This window comes from Methylophilus sp. YYY-1, from assembly GCF_029132825.1.
In the GTDB taxonomy this organism is placed as follows: domain Bacteria; phylum Pseudomonadota; class Gammaproteobacteria; order Burkholderiales; family Methylophilaceae; genus Methylophilus; species Methylophilus glucosoxydans.
In genome coordinates, this window is sequence record NZ_WOVG01000001.1 from 334,924 (window position 1) to 350,629 (window position 15,706).

The following is a 15,706-nucleotide window of genomic DNA, read 5'->3' on the forward strand; positions in this document are numbered from 1 at the left end:
TATGAACATCAGAAGATTTTTTGGCAAAAACGCACGTGAAGCCTTGGCTCAGGTCAAGCAGGCCCTGGGGGAAGATGCCATTATTGTTGCGAATCGCAGTGTCAACGGTGGGACCGAGATCATGGCCATGCTGGAGTCGGATGTCGATGCCAGTGCGAGCCAGGCAACTGCTGAGCAAGGCAGCGAGCAAACCCGCAGCCTGCTTGATTTTGTGAATGCCAAAGAGCAACCCCGGCAAGCAACCCCAGTACCGACACCGCGCGCCGTTCAGCCGCCGGCAGCCACGGTATCTGAAGAGGCCAATGTCAACGAATCGGCCATCATGGACATGCTCAAGCAGCACAGTGAACAACAAGAGCATGCGTATCAGCTGGCAACACAAACGCTGGAAGAAAAAATGCAAGGCATGATGGTGGAAATGCGCCAGATGCGCAGCCACTTTGAAACCCAGATGAGTGCCATGACCTGGCAGCATCATTTACAACATAGCCCGGCCAAATCAAAAGTGCTGGGCACCCTGCTCGCTGCCAACTTCAGTGCGTCTCTTTCGCGCCAGATTGCCGAAAAAATGCCGCAACACATTGATGTGAACAAGGCGCCAATGTGGGCCAAAGAAGTGATCAGCCGCAATTTGCATACGCTGGACGACGAAGATGCTTTGCTGGACCGTGGCGGCATCTATGCCTTGGTCGGCCCGACCGGGGTCGGCAAAACTACCACCACGGCCAAATTGGCCGCCCGCTATGTGATGAAACATGGCACCCAAAACCTGGGCTTGATCACCACGGACAGCTACCGGATTGGCGGCTACGAGCAATTACGCATTTACGGCAAGATTCTGGGCGTGATGGTGCATGCGGTCAAAGATGAAGAAGACTTAAAAATAGCCTTAAACGAACTCAAGAACAAACATATGATCCTGGTGGATACGGTAGGCGTGAGCCAGCGTGATCAGGCGGTGACTGAGCAACTTTCCATGCTGAGCCGTGCCGACAGCCCGATACAGAAACTGTTGTGCCTGAATGCGACCTCAACCGGCGATACCTTGACTGATGTGATGCGTAGCTACAAAAAGCATGATATCGCTGGCTGTATCGTCACCAAACTCGACGAAGCGGCTGCGATTGGCAATGTACTGGACGTGTTGATTCGCGAACGCATGCGCCTGTTTTACACCACCAGCGGTCAGCGTGTGCCAGAGGATATCGAGGTTGCAGACAAGCAAGCCCTGGTCGAGCGCGTGTTGACACCACACCAGGCCAGCCTGCCCTACCAGTATCTGGATGAAGAGTTACCGCTGGTGATCTCCAGCATGATGCAAACCGCCAGCCAGGAGCAGCCACATGTTTAATTACCGTGACCAGGCGGACGGCTTGCGCCGTATCATGGCCAAAACCTCTGCCCGCATTATCAGTGTGATTGGGGCCAATGGCCAACCAGCCAGCCAGTGGATGCGTCAACTGGCGACCAGCATGCTGACGCCGGAACAGCGTTTGTTGCTGGTGCACGCGCACCGCCAACCCGCGATGACACATTCCCTGCAAGGCATCGCCGTGCAACGTCAGGCCATCCAGCGGGGCATTTTCAAACACCCGCAAGGCTATGACCTGACCTGTTTGGGCGAAAATGACCTGTTAACCTCGCCTTTATCTCACGATTTAAAAACGCAACTCAACGGTATAGTTGAGCAACTTGCGTACGATTACGACACTGTGATGATTGAAGCACAACTGGATAGCCAAGACTACAGCCTGCTGCTGCCGGTAATTGCCGCGCATGAGCTGGTGATCCAAATGGATAGAAGCGAAGCCGCCATTAAGTCGGCATATGCGACCATCAAGCACATCAGCCAGCAGCATGGGCAGATTCCGTTGGGTGTCGTCGTGACAGACGCTAACCATGATCAAGGCAATCAGTACTTTATGCGCCTGAACCAGGTGTGCAAACAATTTTTGGGCATCACGCTGGAGTTCATCGGGGCCATGCCTGCTGAAACCGCCAAGGCAGTCACTGCCAACCCTGGGCGCGCGACTGCAGAAGTGAGCAAACAGCTTTCCAGCACACTGGCGTTTAAAACCGTCGCCCATCGTCTCGAACAACAACGGATTTCCATGCCATCCATGGCTGTTGCCTAAAGTCAAAAAGGAAAAACATGTATACCGCTAAAGGCACGACTCAAAATACCGATCAGATGCTCAAAATGCATAGCGGCCTGGTCAAGAAAATGGCGTATCAAATGAAGGCCAAGCTGCCCTCCTGCGTCGAGCTGGATGACCTGGTGCAAGCGGGCATGATCGGCCTGATGGACGCGATACAGCGTTACGAAGATACGCATGGGGCACAATTTGAAACTTACGCCTCTCAGCGCGTACGCGGCGCCATGCTAGATGAATTGCGCGGTGCCGACTGGCTGCCGCGCGGTATCCGCAAAAACATGCGCGATATCGAGTTGGCCGTGCAGCAACTGGAACAAAAACTGGGTCGCCCGCCAACTGAATCCGAAATCGCCAAGCACATGAATTTTAGCCTGGAAGATTACTACGAGGTCTTGAGCGACTGCCAGGGTCACCAGCTGATTTATTACGAAGATTTTCAGGACGATGACGGTGGCGAGCACTTTCTGGATCGTTATGTGGACGATGATAGCAGCGACCCGGTGAAAGCCCTGCTCGAAAGTGACTTCCGTGAAGCTTTGATAGCCTCTATCGACAACTTGCCAGAGCGCGAAAAGATATTGATGGGCTTGTATTACGAGCAGGAGCTCAACCTCAAGGAGATTGGCGCCATCATGAATGTGTCCGAATCACGCGTTTGCCAGCTGCATAGCCAGGCGGTCGCCCGCTTGCGTGCCGCCATGCGTGAAAAAGCCTGGACCGGAGTCGCCTGATGGATTGGGGTAGCCTGGCCGGACTGCTGATTGCACTCGGCGGCCTGGTCCTGGGCCAAGTCATAGAAGGGGGCCACCTCAACTCCCTGATGCAACCTGCTGCCTTTGCCGTGGTTATTCTCGGCACGACTGGCGCCGTCTTGCTGCAAACCGAACTCAAAGTGTTTATCAAAGGCCTGCGCATGTTGAAGCTGGCCTTTGTCCACCCACAAGATGACCGCAAAAAACTCGCCGTCAAAATCAATCAATGGAGCCAGCAGGCGCGCAAAGAAAGCGTTCTGTCACTGGAAAGTTACATCAAGCCTGAGCAGGATCCTTTCGTACGCAAGGGCTTGCAATTGCTGGTGGACGGTACCCCGCCTGATCGCATCCGCGAAGTCTGTGCCATTGATATGTATTACTACGAAATGCAACAGCGCGACGCTGTCAAAATCTGGTCAGCGGCAGGCGGCTATGCGCCCACCGTAGGCATTCTGGGCGCGGTGCTCGGCCTGATTCATGTCATGGAGAATCTGTCTGATCCAAGCAAGATCGGTAGCGGCATCGCAGTGGCCTTTGTTGCCACCATTTATGGTGTGGCGCTCGCCAACCTGGTGTTTTTACCCATCTCCAACAAACTCAAAGGCCATGTCCAGCATGAAATGTCCAGGCGTGAAATGCTGCTCAATGCCTGGGTCTCCATCGCACGGGGCGACAATCCAAAATTGGTCAGTGAGCGGCTGGAATCTTATCTGCATTTGAGACAATCGTGATGTACAGACGCCACAAGCTCGAAGATGAAGAGGAAAGCCACGAACGGTGGCTCATTTCTTATGCAGACTTCATTACCCTGCTGTTTGCTTTTTTCGTCGTCATGTATGCCACCTCCAACATTAACCTGAATAAATACCGCGCCCTCTCCAGCTCGGTCGTCAATGCGTTTCAGGGGCAACCGGGGGCTGTCGGCCAGCCGCAGAATATGCCACAGGGCTTACAAACGCCTGGATTGCCAGTTCCTGGCGCGCAGAATCAAAACGGGCAAGTCCCAAGTGCGGTGATGAAGCCTTTGCCGCTCAGCTATCTATATCAGGAAAAAAAACAGCGTGATCAGGAGAAAATACGCGCCATGGCTCAACAACTGGCCAACACGCTGGCGCAATGGATAGAGCAAAAACAGATCATGGTTTACCAGTCAGACTTGGGGGTGGAAATGGATATTTCTACCCATCTGCTGTTCCAGAACAATCAGGCGGCATATACACCACAGGCCAACCAGGTACTGCACATCATCAGCGCACAACTAAAAAATGAATACCGCACCCTCCAGGTTGAAGGGCATAGTGACAAGCACACCTTCAGTGGCATGGTTGACGCAGAAAGCAAGCGTTGGACATTGACGGCCACGCAGGCAGCACGCGTCGCGGCAACACTGGCCGCCGATGGCATCGCCGCCAAACGGCTTTCAGCCCTTGGCCTGGCAGAAACGCGGCCGGTCTCCAGCAGTGACAATAACCTGGCGCAATCGCTCAACAGCCGTATCACCCTGCGCATCCTCACCGCAGAGGCAGGTGAGCAACTCACCACCAATCTGGCGAACCGCCAGGAAGTCTCGCCAGCCGAGCCAGAAGCAACCGCAGAGATTCCACCGATGGCAACGCCAGCTACCTTGCCATCAGCAATGACAAACAAGCGCAACAGTCAGCCTTGACCTTGGCTGTGCGGCCGTAAAAGTTATTTTTTAAACCATCGCCTTTTAGGGCATCATTTCTAAACCAACGCTTGTTGCAACCAATCATTAAATGCGTCTATTGGCATGGGTTTACCAAACAGGTAACCCTGGTAGCGGCGGCAACCATTGTTTAGCAACAGTTCCAGTTGTTCTGGGGTTTCAACCCCTTCGGCAATCACGCCGAGGTACATGCTCTGCGCCATGGCAATAATGGTACGCACAATGGTGCGGTCATGACTATCGGTCACAATATCATTTACAAATGAGCGGTCTATCTTGAGTTGATACAGTGGCAATTTTTTAAGATATTGCAACGAAGAATAGCCGGTGCCAAAGTCGTCTAGGGAGAACTGGATGCCTGACTGGCTGAGCTCTGTCATGATGCGTACCGCATCGTCCACATTTTCCAAAAGCAGGCTTTCGGTTAACTCCAGACGCAAGGCATTGGGGTTGATTTGATGCCGCTGTAAACAGGCTTTGACCATGGCGGTGAAATTGGCCTGTCGGAACTGACGCGCGCTGATATTCACCGACAAACTGAGTTCACGTGTTTTTTGTGCCCGTTGCCAAACGGCAATTTGTGCACATGCCTGGTCGAGTACCCACATGCCGATTTCAACAATCAGGCCACTGCTCTCGGCCACCGCGATAAATTGCAGCGGTGAAGTGAGGCCTTGCGTGGGGTGTTGCCAACGCAGCAAGACCTCTGCGCCAAACGGCCGGCCGGTGTGGTCCACTTGCACCTGATAATAAACCCGCAACTGTTGCTGGACGATGGCTTCGCGCAGCTCGGCTTCCAGGCGCGCTTGCGTCGCAATCTCGGTCTGCATGCCAGGCTCATACAGACAGGCATGGTTGCGGCCAGACTGCTTCGCTTTGTGCAAAGCGATGTCCGCGGCTTTCACATAGTCCGTTTCATCCATGTCTGTCCCAATAAAACTGCACAAACCCATGCTGGCGGTCACCGGCAGCTTGAGTCCTGCCACGTTAAACGGCCGTTGCAGGGTCTTGTGCAATTTGCGCTGCAAGGCCCAGACCTGTTGTACCGCCTTGTCTTTTTGAGTCGACAGTCCTGAAAGCAGAATCAGAAACTCATCGCCGCCCATACAGGCAATAAAATGCGGTTGTGCCGCCTTTTGCAGGCGCTGCGCCACTTGCTGCAACAGCGTATTGCCTGCATTGTGGCCATGGGCTTCATTCACCCATTTGAAATGGTCGAGGTCTATATAAATGAGACCGCCATGTTGCTCTGCGGCGGATTGATGACGCAAGGCATGCAATACTTCATACATTTTTTTGCGGTTAGGCAAGCCGCTCACCGGCTCAAGATAGGCCAGGGTTTGCATCGACTGCTGTGACAAATGGCGATCCACGACGATGCTGACCAGTCTGGCCGCCTGCCCGATCAGGGATTGCTCAGCGGCTGTAGGCAGTTGTACCTGACGCGAATACAAGGCAAACGCCCCGAGCACTTCCCCCGCAGCATTAAGAATAGGCTCTGCCCATCCACCCTGCACTCCCGAAGCCTGTGCTGCCGTTCGGTGGTACTGCCAGTAAGGATGGATCATGACATTTTCAACCATCACGCGCTGGCGCGTGGCGATCGCGGTGGCTAGAGAGCCGTTACCGGCCTCCAGCTTGAGCTGTTGCAAGGTTTGCAGTAGCGGAGATGGCAAACTGGGCGCGATCACGGTTTGTACACGTTGCCCCAGATCCTGCGTCAGCACGATGGCACAAAAGGTCTCGGGATGCAGCGCTTCGATCTCGCCAACAATCCAGGCCAGGATGTGTTCGGTGTCCTGTTCTTTAAGAATCAGCTCCAGCATAGAAAACTTGAAGCGATCATAGTCTCGCACTCGTTGTTTTTCTTGCTGGTAAAGCAAGGCAGCTTGATGCGTCTGACTCACATCCCGCACCAGCAGCAAACAACGTGGCTCGTTTTGCCCATGCAAAAAATAATGCACTCGACACTCTAGCCACTGCACTCCCAGCTGGTCGCAGGCAATCTGTATGCATTGTTGGGTGGTCTGATCAGTGGCGGGCGTTAATAGGGCTTTTATCAACGCATGACTTTCGGCGGGTAAGGCTTGCCAAAGGCCGTTGCTATTCAAGACTTGATGCGCTGGTGTAGTCGCAGCTGGCCCTTGCGCTAACACAGACAAACAATCACCGGCGGCATTGGTCTCAACCGCCAGGTAATACTGGGCCGGATCAAGCAAATCAGACCACTGTTCAAGAAGCACACACAGTGCAGGATTGGCCAATATTGAAGCACTTGGCTCAGAGATTACTGAAGACATCGCAAACTTTCACAACTGCAGTGCACAATCTCTGTCCCTCCAACGCAGGTAAATACGCTGGTCATGAGATGGCACACCCCCGAAGAATATTTTTAGAATAGCACTACCAATGGATGGCTGCGCATTATATTTACAATAATGTGTCCAAAAAGCAGTGCGATGTCAAGCACAGATACCTTAACACTTGTCTGGCTGCAAGCAAGTTCGCGGGTAGAAACAGTGCGCGACCATCCCCCTCCCCGGCCTCACTTTGGGGTAAATCCGGCGATTGGAGTTCGTCCCACGTAAGATGGCTTTGCATCATAAAAAATCAAAGAAAAATCGCCCAAATCTACTTTCTACTAAAGACAGGCAAACGCAAGAGCATGATCAAGCCAAACACCCCGCTGTAAATGATCGGTTCGGTCAGGTCTTTTTTGACCAGCCACCAGAAATGCAGCAAGGCCAAGACCGCAATCACATACACCAGTTGATGCAATGTTTTCCAGCGCTGTTTAAGGGCATGCATGGCTACCTGGTTAGAACTAGCCGCCAACGGCACAGTCAATAATAAAGCCAGTGCTCCAACCAGCACATAGGGATGCTTGACGATATCCTTGAGCATGTCCGACCAGTCGAACTGATAATCCAGCCAGACATAACTGGTCACATGTAAACTGGCATAGGCAAACATCCATAACCCTAACAGGCGCCGCACGGCGATCAACCAGCCTAGCCGGGTGAGAGATTTAAGTGGTGTCACACTCAGTGACAGTAACAAAAATACCAGTGCCCACGTGCCGGTGGAACGCTCAATAAACTCAACCGGATTCGCCCCCAGGTCATTGGTAACCCCCAGGTATATCAGGCGCAGTATCGGCAGTAATGCGCCTAGCCAAACCAGCATCTTCACCGCCTTGATGCGGTCTTTCACTGAAAGAGAAGGCCATGTGAATAAAGGACTCATATTAGAAATTTTTCTTCAAGTCCATGCCTGCATACAAGCTGGCGACTTCTTCATAACCATTAAACAGCTTGGTTTTCACGCGCCCGGCAAACAGTCCTGCGCCGATACGCTTCTCTGAGGACTGCGTCCAGCGTGGATGATCGACTTGCGGGTTTACGTTGGCGTAAAACCCGTATTCACGCGGACTCGCCCGCATCCAGGTTGTCGTTGGCATTTGCTCAACAAAGCGAATGGTAGAAATGGCTTTGGCCCCTTTAAACCCATACTTCCATGGCACCACCAGACGCACTGGTGCACCGTTCTGATTTGGCAAGACCTTGCCATACAGTCCCACCGCCAGAATCGTCAGTGGTTGCATGGCCTCATCCATACGCAACCCCTCCACATAAGGCCAGTCCAGTATCGGCATGCGCGCGCCAGGCATATGCCGGGGGTCGTTATACGACACAAATTCAATATACTTTGCATTGCCGGTCGGTTGCGCCCAGTCAATCAGCGCCTTGAGTGGCAACCCTATCCATGGGATGACCATAGACCACCCCTCGACACAGCGCATACGATAAATCCGCTCTTCCAGCGGTGCCAGCTTCATCAGCTGCTCAATGCCTATGGTTTTCGCTTGCTTGACCGCACCTTCTATCTTGATGGTCCATGGCGTCGGCTTGAACAGCACCGCCTCTCGCGCCGGGTCTTCTTTGCCGGTGCCAAACTCATAATAATTATTGTAATTGGTCACGTCCTGCAAAGCGGTGAGCGTCTCCTCCTTGCCATAGGCGGTTTTTTGAAACTCCAGCGTTTGCGCTGCCTGTGCCGTGGTTGGCAACCACAAACTGGCAGCGGCGATACCAGCAGCCTTGATCAAAGTCCGGCGTTGTTCAAACAGCGCTTGTGGCGTGATTTCTGAGGGTAAGATTCCGCTGGGGTTACTGCGGTGTGGGTCAAATTGCATGATGTTTCCTGTGTGGTCACAATTGTATGTTTGTCGCGTATGACAGGAAAACCTTACAGGGGATTCCAAATAAAAATAAAACTTTAACTGCCAGGGACGTTTGACAGTGATTAGATTGCCCTTACGCTGGCTAACATGTTGATGGATTATTTAAACACAAAGCCCCCAACTTGTGGGGGCTTTGTCGGCAGTCAGACTGCCGACAAAAAAGTCCGCGTAATTGTTTATTCTGCGTGATGAATTATGCTTTGCGACGACGCATGCTCAGTAACCCAACACCAACCAATAACATCGCAGATGTCTCTGGTTCTGGCACAGTTAGAGCTGGTATATTGCGAGGGTCAAACCCAACGGGAGTCTTACCATATGGTGCTAGGAAAGGATTTGCTGCAACAATATCACTCCATTTTACATATTTGAAGTTTGTTGATCCTGCTGCCACACCATTATCTTCACCGTCTTGTGTGATAAAAATACCGTCTTCAAAACCTGGAAGACCAAAGCTAGTCACATCTGCACCATCAGAGTGTTGTACACCATCAATTGTGCCATTACCAGTAATCGAGAATGAGCCTAAGTAACTGAAGTCTTTGCGGTTAAATGCAGCAAAAGTGCTGTCACCTTGGCTTGAAGCAATAATTACACCCTCACCGTTTTCGCCATAGCGAATGGTTAGACCTTCAACATCAGGAGTAATTGGACTAATCGGATTGAAGTTCTTGGTCTCTACCAATGGCACACCACTCAGCGAACCTGATTTTAGGTCTATACCCCAAATACCTACATCTTCTTGACCAACATAGGCTATACCTGTTTGTTGGTCAATCACCAAACCTTCAGATTGTGGGTTATAAACCACTCCAGTAGAGTCAAGACCTCCACCCAAGAGGTTCACCCCTTTGTATGTTGTCGGTAGACTCCAAGAGTTAACTAGCTGAGATGTCACTGTGCCATCTGCGTTTGCAATCATCTCAAACTGAGCGATGCTATGACCTTTTTCGTAGCCATTCGCACCACTGCCACCTCGTTGTGCAACCAAGCTATATAACTTATCATTCGCTGCATCGCGCCATAAACCCAAACCGTAAGCCGTGGATTGATTGGCCACGGGGATATTTGGGAAAGTTCGGTTGAAGCTGGTAATTTCGGTGAGAGGACTAGTTGCGTTTGAGCCATCGATCTTGAAAACTCTTAATCCATCTTGACCACGCTCTGAGAAAATGGCTAAGTCCGCACGTGAGCCGTCTGCCATTTTGAAGTTATATTGAACATCTACGTTATTTAAACGGCTAGATTGACCTCCAATCTTACCTGGCAAGTAAGATTGAATCTGATTGCCAGCCAAGTCGTACACCCGCAAGCCAGCGTTTTTGACTGAGGTAATGATTAAACTTTTTGAAGCGTCTGTCGGGTTAAGCCAAACAGCAGGATCATCCGCATCGCCTGATGAAGGGATAGTCGGCGTTTCCACGCTTGCGGAAGTAGCATGCGCTACCGAAAACCCAGAAAATAGCAAAGTTGACAACACTATGCTGGTTGCCCAGTGTAATTTATACATTATAGTCTCCCCATAAAATAAATATGAGATTTAAACTATACGCACACAACATTACAAAAATACACTTGATTACTAGTCCTTGTGTAGGACCTACATATTCCACATGAAACGACTACCAACCAGGGCCTGTTAACACTAAATGATATTATCATGGTGATGGAAATCACCGAAACACAATACGACCAAATCAAGCACTGCATGCCGCGTCAGCGTGGCAATCTCAGCCTTTCCAACCTGCAAGTTCTCAACGCTATCCTCTACGTTACCGAGCATGGCTGCAAGTGGCGCGGATTGCCCAAACGTTTTGGAAACTGGCATACTATCTACAGGCGCATGAATCACTGGGCAAAACTGGCGTGCTTAATCGCGCCCTTAGAGCAGTTGCAGCAACTGCAAATTATCCGATCAGAATCGAGGCTGTTCCCTTGATAGCACTATCATCAAGGTGAATCCAGACGGCACTGGTGCGTTATAAAACGGCCCAGAATCTATCGACAAATCTAGAGGTGGCTGGACCACCAAAATTCATATGGTTGCCGCAGATGCCAGAAGAGCCATAACCTTCGCCTTGTCACCCTGGCACGCCAGAGGGCAGACAGCTCTTACTCTCAGTAGAGCGGTTGTTTCGCAGGTTTAAGGTAACATAAAATCAGTCAACGTTATTCCAACCTCATGAGCATATGTGCCAGGCGAGTTTAATAACAGACGGATTTATCAAACACCCCAAGCGCACACGCAAGGCATTGTTTCTAGAGCGTGAATGGATTGCTTCCATGGGCTGCGATGTGTGGGTTTATAGAACCGCATTCTCGCAAAGCAGGCAATAGCCGTCCGCCGCGAGGGCTGGAACAGACTCGATTGATTTATCACCTAATGGCAGTACGCCAGAATGAGTTCTCGGAAACGAATGAAGACTTTTTTAATGGGTTATGTATAAATCGGACATGCTCATTCTTTATTTTCTCTAGCGATGAGTGCGTCTAATTCAGCATCTTTTAATTTGGCGGCAATGGTACGGGCTTGCTGCAGTAACTGTTGCGCAGCCGCGTGATCCCCTTGTGCTTTTTTTGAAGCGGCCCATTGAATGGCGGTCTTGGCTTCATAAAATTCGCCGCCATTTTCATGCGCATAGTCCATCAAGCGCTGGTAGGTTTTGTCTGCCCCGACAAAGTCTTTTTTATCGGTAAACAATTGCCCCAAAGTCAGGCTGGCTTCAGCATATTGGTCAGGGGTGCCTGATTTGCGCAGCATCAGGACACCTTTGAGCTGATATTCAATCGCTTTTTCAGCCTGTTTTAACTGCTGATAGGTCATGGCTTCGTGGATATAGCTATCCGCGCGCTCGTCGTCGTTCAAGGCTAGCTTTTCGCCAGCTTCAAATGATTTGAGCGCGTCAGCATACTGCTCCATTTCAAAATAGGCTTCGCCGATCAGGTTGTGGGCAACACGGGCATAGCGGCGCATGTTTTGCTGCTCGCTAAATTTCAATGCTTGCTGATAACTCTCCAGCGCCGCGGCATGCACTTTGGCTTCCAGCTGCGCATTGCCCAACAGCATATGCGCCGCAATCAGATCCAGCCCTTCCGGCTTGAGGCTGAGTGCCTGTTTAAAGCTCTGCTGGGCGGCGGTGTTATCCCCTAAACCCGATTGCGCGCGGCCTTTGCAAAGCCAAAACTCAGCTTGTTTAGCATGCTGCTCCGCAAGTTTGACGGCTTCAGCGTATTGATGTTTTTGGACGGCAGTATCACAGGCATCCAATGCAGCATCCTTAGCCATTGATTCATTAATAATCAATAGATTAACAGCAAAAATTAAAGTTAATTTTAAGTTCATATTCAGAATAAACTCGATTGTTTTGAGAGAGGTTCGATTGAATCAGAGGGCGTTTCCGTCGTCGTATCATCTTCAGAAGCGGCCTGTAACATGGCGAGCAATGCAGCTTCATCCAGAATGGCGATATTCAGTTGCTGCGCTTTTTCAAGTTTGCTGCCCGCCTCTTCTCCGGCCACCACATAACTGGTTTTGGCCGAGACACTGCCGCTGACCTTACCGCCCGCGGCTTCGATCATCGCTTGGGCTTGGTCACGCTTGAGCGTAGGCAATGTGCCAGTCAGCACAAAGGTTTTGCCAGCAAACGGGGTCAAAGCAGGCTTTTTTTCAATGTCGGCCCAATGCACGCCTAAATCGCGCATGGCGGCTATCACTTCGCGGTTATGCGGTTCCTGAAAGAACTGATATGCAGCTTCCGCCACAATCGGCCCGACATCCTTGACTTGCGTCAGTGCGGCTACATCGGCCTGCATCAAGGCATCAAGATTACCAAAATGTTGTGCCAGGTCTTTTGCAGTGGCCTCACCCACATTGCGAATCCCTAATGCATAAATAAATCTGGGCAAAGTCGTTTGCTTGCTTTTTTCAATGGCTACCAGCACATTTTGTGCAGATTTTTCTGCCATGCGTTCAAGGTCGCTGAGCATGGGCAGGGTCAAACGGTAAATATCATCCAGATGATGGACGAGTTCGCGTGCAACCAGCTGGTCAACCAGCTTCTCACCCAGGCCCTCAATATCCATTGCACGGCGAGAAGCAAAGTGTGTAATGGCCTGTTTACGCTGTGCCGGGCAGATCAATCCGCCAGTGCAGCGTGCCACTGCTTCATCCTGCGGACGGACCACATGCGAGCCACATTCCGGGCAGACGGCAGGCATTTCAAAGCGGCGCGCATCTGCCGGGCGTAATTCTGTTTTTACCGAAACAACCTCTGGGATCACATCCCCTGCCCGTCTGACAATCACGGTGTCGCCGATCTGGATATCCTTGCGCCTTAATTCATCCTCGTTATGCAAGGTGGCATTCGTGACCGTCACGCCGCCTACAAATACGGGTTTCAATCTGGCAACAGGTGTGATTGCACCAGTACGGCCCACCTGCACAGAAATATCTTCAACAATGGTTGTCGCCTCTTCGGCCGGAAACTTGTGTGCCACCGCCCAGCGCGGCGCACGCGAAACAAAGCCTAGGCTGGCCTGCAAGGCAAAGTCATTCACTTTGTAGACCACGCCATCGATGTCAAACGGTAACTGGTGCCGTTTTTCGCCAATCTCGGCATAGTATTCACGCAACCCCTGAGCGCCTATTTTCACCGCGCGCAAATCACTGACAGGAAAACGCAAGTCAGCCAGGTATTGCATGGCTTCAGAATGAGTATTTAATTCCGGCACGCCTATGCTGGCGCCCAGACCATAGGCAAAGAAATGTAGAGGGCGTTTGGCGGTAATGTGAGGATCCAGCTGGCGCAAGCTACCTGCTGCGGCATTCCGCGGGTTGGCAAACAGTTTGCCATTAGCAGCGGCCTGTTGCTGATTGAGCTTCTCGAAGTCTCTTTTCAACATCAAGACCTCGCCGCGCACCTCAAGTAAGGCTGGTGGCTGCGCAATATTCAAGCGGCTGGGAATGGCGCGTATGGTTTTGAGGTTGTGGGTGACATTCTCCCCCGTATACCCATCACCACGGGTCGCGCCCTGCACAAATAGCCCGTGCTCATAGGTCAGGGTAATCGCCAAGCCATCAAATTTTGGCTCGACGGCATAGGCCACCACGGCCTCCCCGGTACCTTCACGCACTCGGCGATCAAACGCTTCTAGCTCGTCGTCTGCAAAGGCATTATTCAGGGAAAGCATGGCTTGCCGGTGTTGCACACTTTCAAAAGCAGACAATGCCTGTCCCCCCACCCGCTGGCTGGGGGAGTCCGCAGTAATCAGCTCTGGATATTGCTGCTCAATGCCGACCAGCTGGCGGTAGAGGCCATCATATTCACTATCGCTGACCAAGGGCGCGTCCAGCACATAATAGTGATAGTCATACTCGGCAATACGTTGCTTAAGCTGCTGCAACGCCAGCGCAGCCTCTTGCATGGACATCATCAGGAGAACAGGCGCTTGGCATGGCTACTACCGGGGATAATCCCCTGCGTCGCCATTGCATTAGAGATATTTTTGAGTTGCTGGCGGATTTTATCCAGCTGTGGATCACCAATCGCTTTGCGGTTGACGTCAATCAGGGCGGCATTGAGGCTAGTCGCCAAATGACGTGCAATTTCGACCATCTGGTCAAACACCTGCAAACTGTCAGGCGTAGTAGGAATATCCAGCTGGAAAGTCACCCCAGTCATCACTGCGGATTTCAACATATCTGCAGAAAATGGCTTGCCCTCGTAATTACGTACTGAAAACACTAATTGACCGTCAGCATTCAATAACTCGAAGCGGCCTTCGGCACTCAGCTGCATGCCGCAAGCTTCAGCCAAGCCACGCAGCTTGGTCGCATGAAACATGCCCTGGTTGGCTAACACATGAAATTCAACGGCTTTATCAACGTCGATACAGAAAGCATCTATCGCTTGTGCTTGTAATGCAGGCTCATATCCGCCCTGCCATACCACAGTCAGGCCCAAGGCCCTGGCCAATGTTTCCATGGACTTCTGAAAGCGCTTGAGCGTTTCCTGATCAACCGGACCGCCACGGTCTGCCAATTGCAAACTGCAAGCAACCTGACTGGCGGGCGTTTGTGTTTGCATGGCGGCAGCATCCAGAGCCAATACATCCTGCCACTCGCCCGTTGTTGCGCTCTGCGCCCAGAGGGTGGCATGTTGTGGGAACGTACGTACCTCAGCTTGCATATCTTCCAGCTCAACCAACATGACGCCTAGCGGCGCATCAATCAAGCCAATCCAATCCATAGAGGGGTGAACTTCAGCCGGCAAGTCCGGCAGTGTCGGGGACAAGGAAGCCGGTTCTGCCGATGGCATCTCTTCCAAGGCCTGGACTGGCGGTACTTCAAAAGCAAAAGTCGGTTGCTCTGCCACCACAGCCGGCTCTGGCACTGCGACTGGCGGTTGATAAGCCGACACCTGTGGGGCGACCGCTTCTGGCTTGGTCACATTGATCACTGGCTCATGAATCGGTTGAACAGGCGCTGCTTTGACCGGAGAAGTGGCAGGCGCTGGCTTTGGTTTAAGCTTGGCGGGCTCTACGGATTTCGTAGGGGGTGGATTGGAAAATTCAGGCTCAACTTTAACGGAAGGTTGAGCTGAAGGCCGCACGCCGGTTTGACGGACACGGGGCTCAGACATCCAGCCCTCCACCTCCTCGGACACAGGCACGGTATCCACGGCAGCTTTCTTAGCAGCCTCTTTGACCTTGGCGGCAGGCTCGCCATCCAGCAAATCGCTACGGGTATGACTAAAACGGTATTCAACGTCTCTACGATATTTTTTTTCCTGCCACCAGTTAAATACAACCACTGCCAGAACGATGCTGACCCCGAGCAACACCAATATCATCCACAAATCAGACATGT

Annotated in this window: 12 protein-coding genes and 1 pseudogene; 6 read left to right on the forward strand and 7 right to left on the reverse strand. The window is 51.8% G+C overall.

Annotated features, from left to right (window positions below; translation table 11 throughout):
- The first annotated feature begins 1 nt into the window (after position 1).
- From flhF to GOC95_RS01495, 5 genes are read left to right on the forward strand one after another with little or no spacing between them, the layout of a single operon-like run.
- Positions 2-1,351: a flagellar biosynthesis protein FlhF gene (gene flhF / locus GOC95_RS01475; RefSeq protein WP_275355225.1), complete on the forward strand. Its 1,350-nt coding sequence runs from the start codon at positions 2-4 to the stop codon at positions 1,349-1,351.
- Complete coding sequence (locus GOC95_RS01480; RefSeq protein ID WP_194747603.1) at positions 1,344-2,135, forward strand: hypothetical protein; 792 nt, start codon at positions 1,344-1,346, stop codon at positions 2,133-2,135. The genes flhF and GOC95_RS01480 overlap by 8 nt, the downstream gene beginning before the upstream one ends.
- A gap of 17 nt (positions 2,136-2,152) precedes the next feature.
- Positions 2,153-2,887 (forward strand): RNA polymerase sigma factor FliA, encoded by a 735-nt coding sequence (locus GOC95_RS01485; protein WP_275355227.1) that lies wholly within the window; start codon positions 2,153-2,155, stop codon positions 2,885-2,887.
- Positions 2,887-3,639: a flagellar motor protein gene (locus tag GOC95_RS01490; protein WP_275355230.1), complete on the forward strand. Its 753-nt coding sequence runs from the start codon at positions 2,887-2,889 to the stop codon at positions 3,637-3,639. The genes GOC95_RS01485 and GOC95_RS01490 overlap by 1 nt, the downstream gene beginning before the upstream one ends.
- Positions 3,639-4,574 carry a flagellar motor protein MotB gene (locus GOC95_RS01495; RefSeq protein WP_275356374.1) on the forward strand — a complete coding sequence of 312 codons (936 nt, stop codon included), beginning with the start codon at positions 3,639-3,641 and terminating at the stop codon, positions 4,572-4,574. Before GOC95_RS01490 ends, GOC95_RS01495 begins: the two co-directional genes overlap by 1 nt.
- 59 nt (positions 4,575-4,633) lie before the next feature.
- Here the strand turns inward: GOC95_RS01495 and GOC95_RS01500 are convergent, their stop codons facing one another.
- The 4 genes from GOC95_RS01500 to GOC95_RS01515 all read right to left on the reverse strand — a co-directional run bounded on the left by GOC95_RS01500 (position 4,634) and on the right by GOC95_RS01515 (position 10,348).
- Positions 4,634-6,895, reverse strand: a complete 2,262-nt coding sequence (locus GOC95_RS01500; RefSeq protein WP_275355232.1) for a GGDEF domain-containing protein — start codon at positions 6,893-6,895, stop codon at positions 4,634-4,636.
- A gap of 331 nt (positions 6,896-7,226) precedes the next feature.
- Positions 7,227-7,841 (reverse strand): protein-methionine-sulfoxide reductase heme-binding subunit MsrQ, encoded by a 615-nt coding sequence (locus GOC95_RS01505; protein ID WP_275355234.1) that lies wholly within the window; start codon positions 7,839-7,841, stop codon positions 7,227-7,229.
- 1 nt (position 7,842) lies between these two features.
- Positions 7,843-8,790 carry a protein-methionine-sulfoxide reductase catalytic subunit MsrP gene (msrP, locus tag GOC95_RS01510; RefSeq protein WP_194747608.1) on the reverse strand — a complete coding sequence of 316 codons (948 nt, stop codon included), beginning with the start codon at positions 8,788-8,790 and terminating at the stop codon, positions 7,843-7,845.
- Between the two features lie 241 nt (positions 8,791-9,031).
- Entirely contained in the window at positions 9,032-10,348 is a 1,317-nt protein-coding gene (locus tag GOC95_RS01515) for a phytase (protein WP_275355236.1), read from the reverse strand.
- A gap of 156 nt (positions 10,349-10,504) precedes the next feature.
- Between GOC95_RS01515 and GOC95_RS01520 the strand changes: the two are divergent.
- A pseudogene (locus tag GOC95_RS01520) lies at positions 10,505-10,934 on the forward strand (transposase); the annotation flags it as partial.
- A gap of 362 nt (positions 10,935-11,296) precedes the next feature.
- On the opposite strand, the gene GOC95_RS01525 reads toward GOC95_RS01520, so the two are convergent.
- Genes GOC95_RS01525 through GOC95_RS01535 form a run of 3 tightly spaced genes read right to left on the reverse strand, consistent with a single transcriptional unit; the run spans position 11,297 to position 15,704 of the window.
- Entirely contained in the window at positions 11,297-12,124 is an 828-nt protein-coding gene (locus tag GOC95_RS01525) for a tetratricopeptide repeat protein (protein WP_275355237.1), read from the reverse strand.
- A 59-nt stretch (positions 12,125-12,183) separates the two neighbouring features.
- Complete coding sequence (gene ligA, locus GOC95_RS01530; protein WP_275356375.1) at positions 12,184-14,268, reverse strand: NAD-dependent DNA ligase LigA; 2,085 nt, start codon at positions 14,266-14,268, stop codon at positions 12,184-12,186.
- Between the two features lie 2 nt (positions 14,269-14,270).
- Positions 14,271-15,704: a cell division protein ZipA C-terminal FtsZ-binding domain-containing protein gene (locus GOC95_RS01535; protein WP_275355239.1), complete on the reverse strand. Its 1,434-nt coding sequence runs from the start codon at positions 15,702-15,704 to the stop codon at positions 14,271-14,273.
- Positions 15,705-15,706: the final 2 nt, after the last annotated feature.

What these genes read in the sequence shown, in the direction of transcription:
- GOC95_RS01525 (WP_275355237.1), bottom strand. Translation starts at nt 12,124, where the DNA reads ATGGCTAAGGATGCTGCATTGGATGCCTGTGATACTGCCGTCCAAAAA.
- GOC95_RS01500 (WP_275355232.1), bottom strand. Translation starts at nt 6,895, where the DNA reads ATGTCTTCAGTAATCTCTGAGCCAAGTGCTTCAATATTGGCCAATCCT.
- GOC95_RS01490 (WP_275355230.1), top strand. Translation starts at nt 2,887, where the DNA reads ATGGATTGGGGTAGCCTGGCCGGACTGCTGATTGCACTCGGCGGCCTG.
- msrP (WP_194747608.1), bottom strand. Translation starts at nt 8,790, where the DNA reads ATGCAATTTGACCCACACCGCAGTAACCCCAGCGGAATCTTACCCTCA.
- GOC95_RS01495 (WP_275356374.1), top strand. Translation starts at nt 3,639, where the DNA reads ATGTACAGACGCCACAAGCTCGAAGATGAAGAGGAAAGCCACGAACGG.
- ligA (WP_275356375.1), bottom strand. Translation starts at nt 14,268, where the DNA reads ATGTCCATGCAAGAGGCTGCGCTGGCGTTGCAGCAGCTTAAGCAACGT.
- flhF (WP_275355225.1), top strand. Translation starts at nt 2, where the DNA reads ATGAACATCAGAAGATTTTTTGGCAAAAACGCACGTGAAGCCTTGGCT.
- GOC95_RS01480 (WP_194747603.1), top strand. Translation starts at nt 1,344, where the DNA reads ATGTTTAATTACCGTGACCAGGCGGACGGCTTGCGCCGTATCATGGCC.
- GOC95_RS01535 (WP_275355239.1), bottom strand. Translation starts at nt 15,704, where the DNA reads ATGTCTGATTTGTGGATGATATTGGTGTTGCTCGGGGTCAGCATCGTT.
- GOC95_RS01505 (WP_275355234.1), bottom strand. Translation starts at nt 7,841, where the DNA reads ATGAGTCCTTTATTCACATGGCCTTCTCTTTCAGTGAAAGACCGCATC.
- GOC95_RS01485 (WP_275355227.1), top strand. Translation starts at nt 2,153, where the DNA reads ATGTATACCGCTAAAGGCACGACTCAAAATACCGATCAGATGCTCAAA.
- GOC95_RS01515 (WP_275355236.1), bottom strand. Translation starts at nt 10,348, where the DNA reads ATGTATAAATTACACTGGGCAACCAGCATAGTGTTGTCAACTTTGCTA.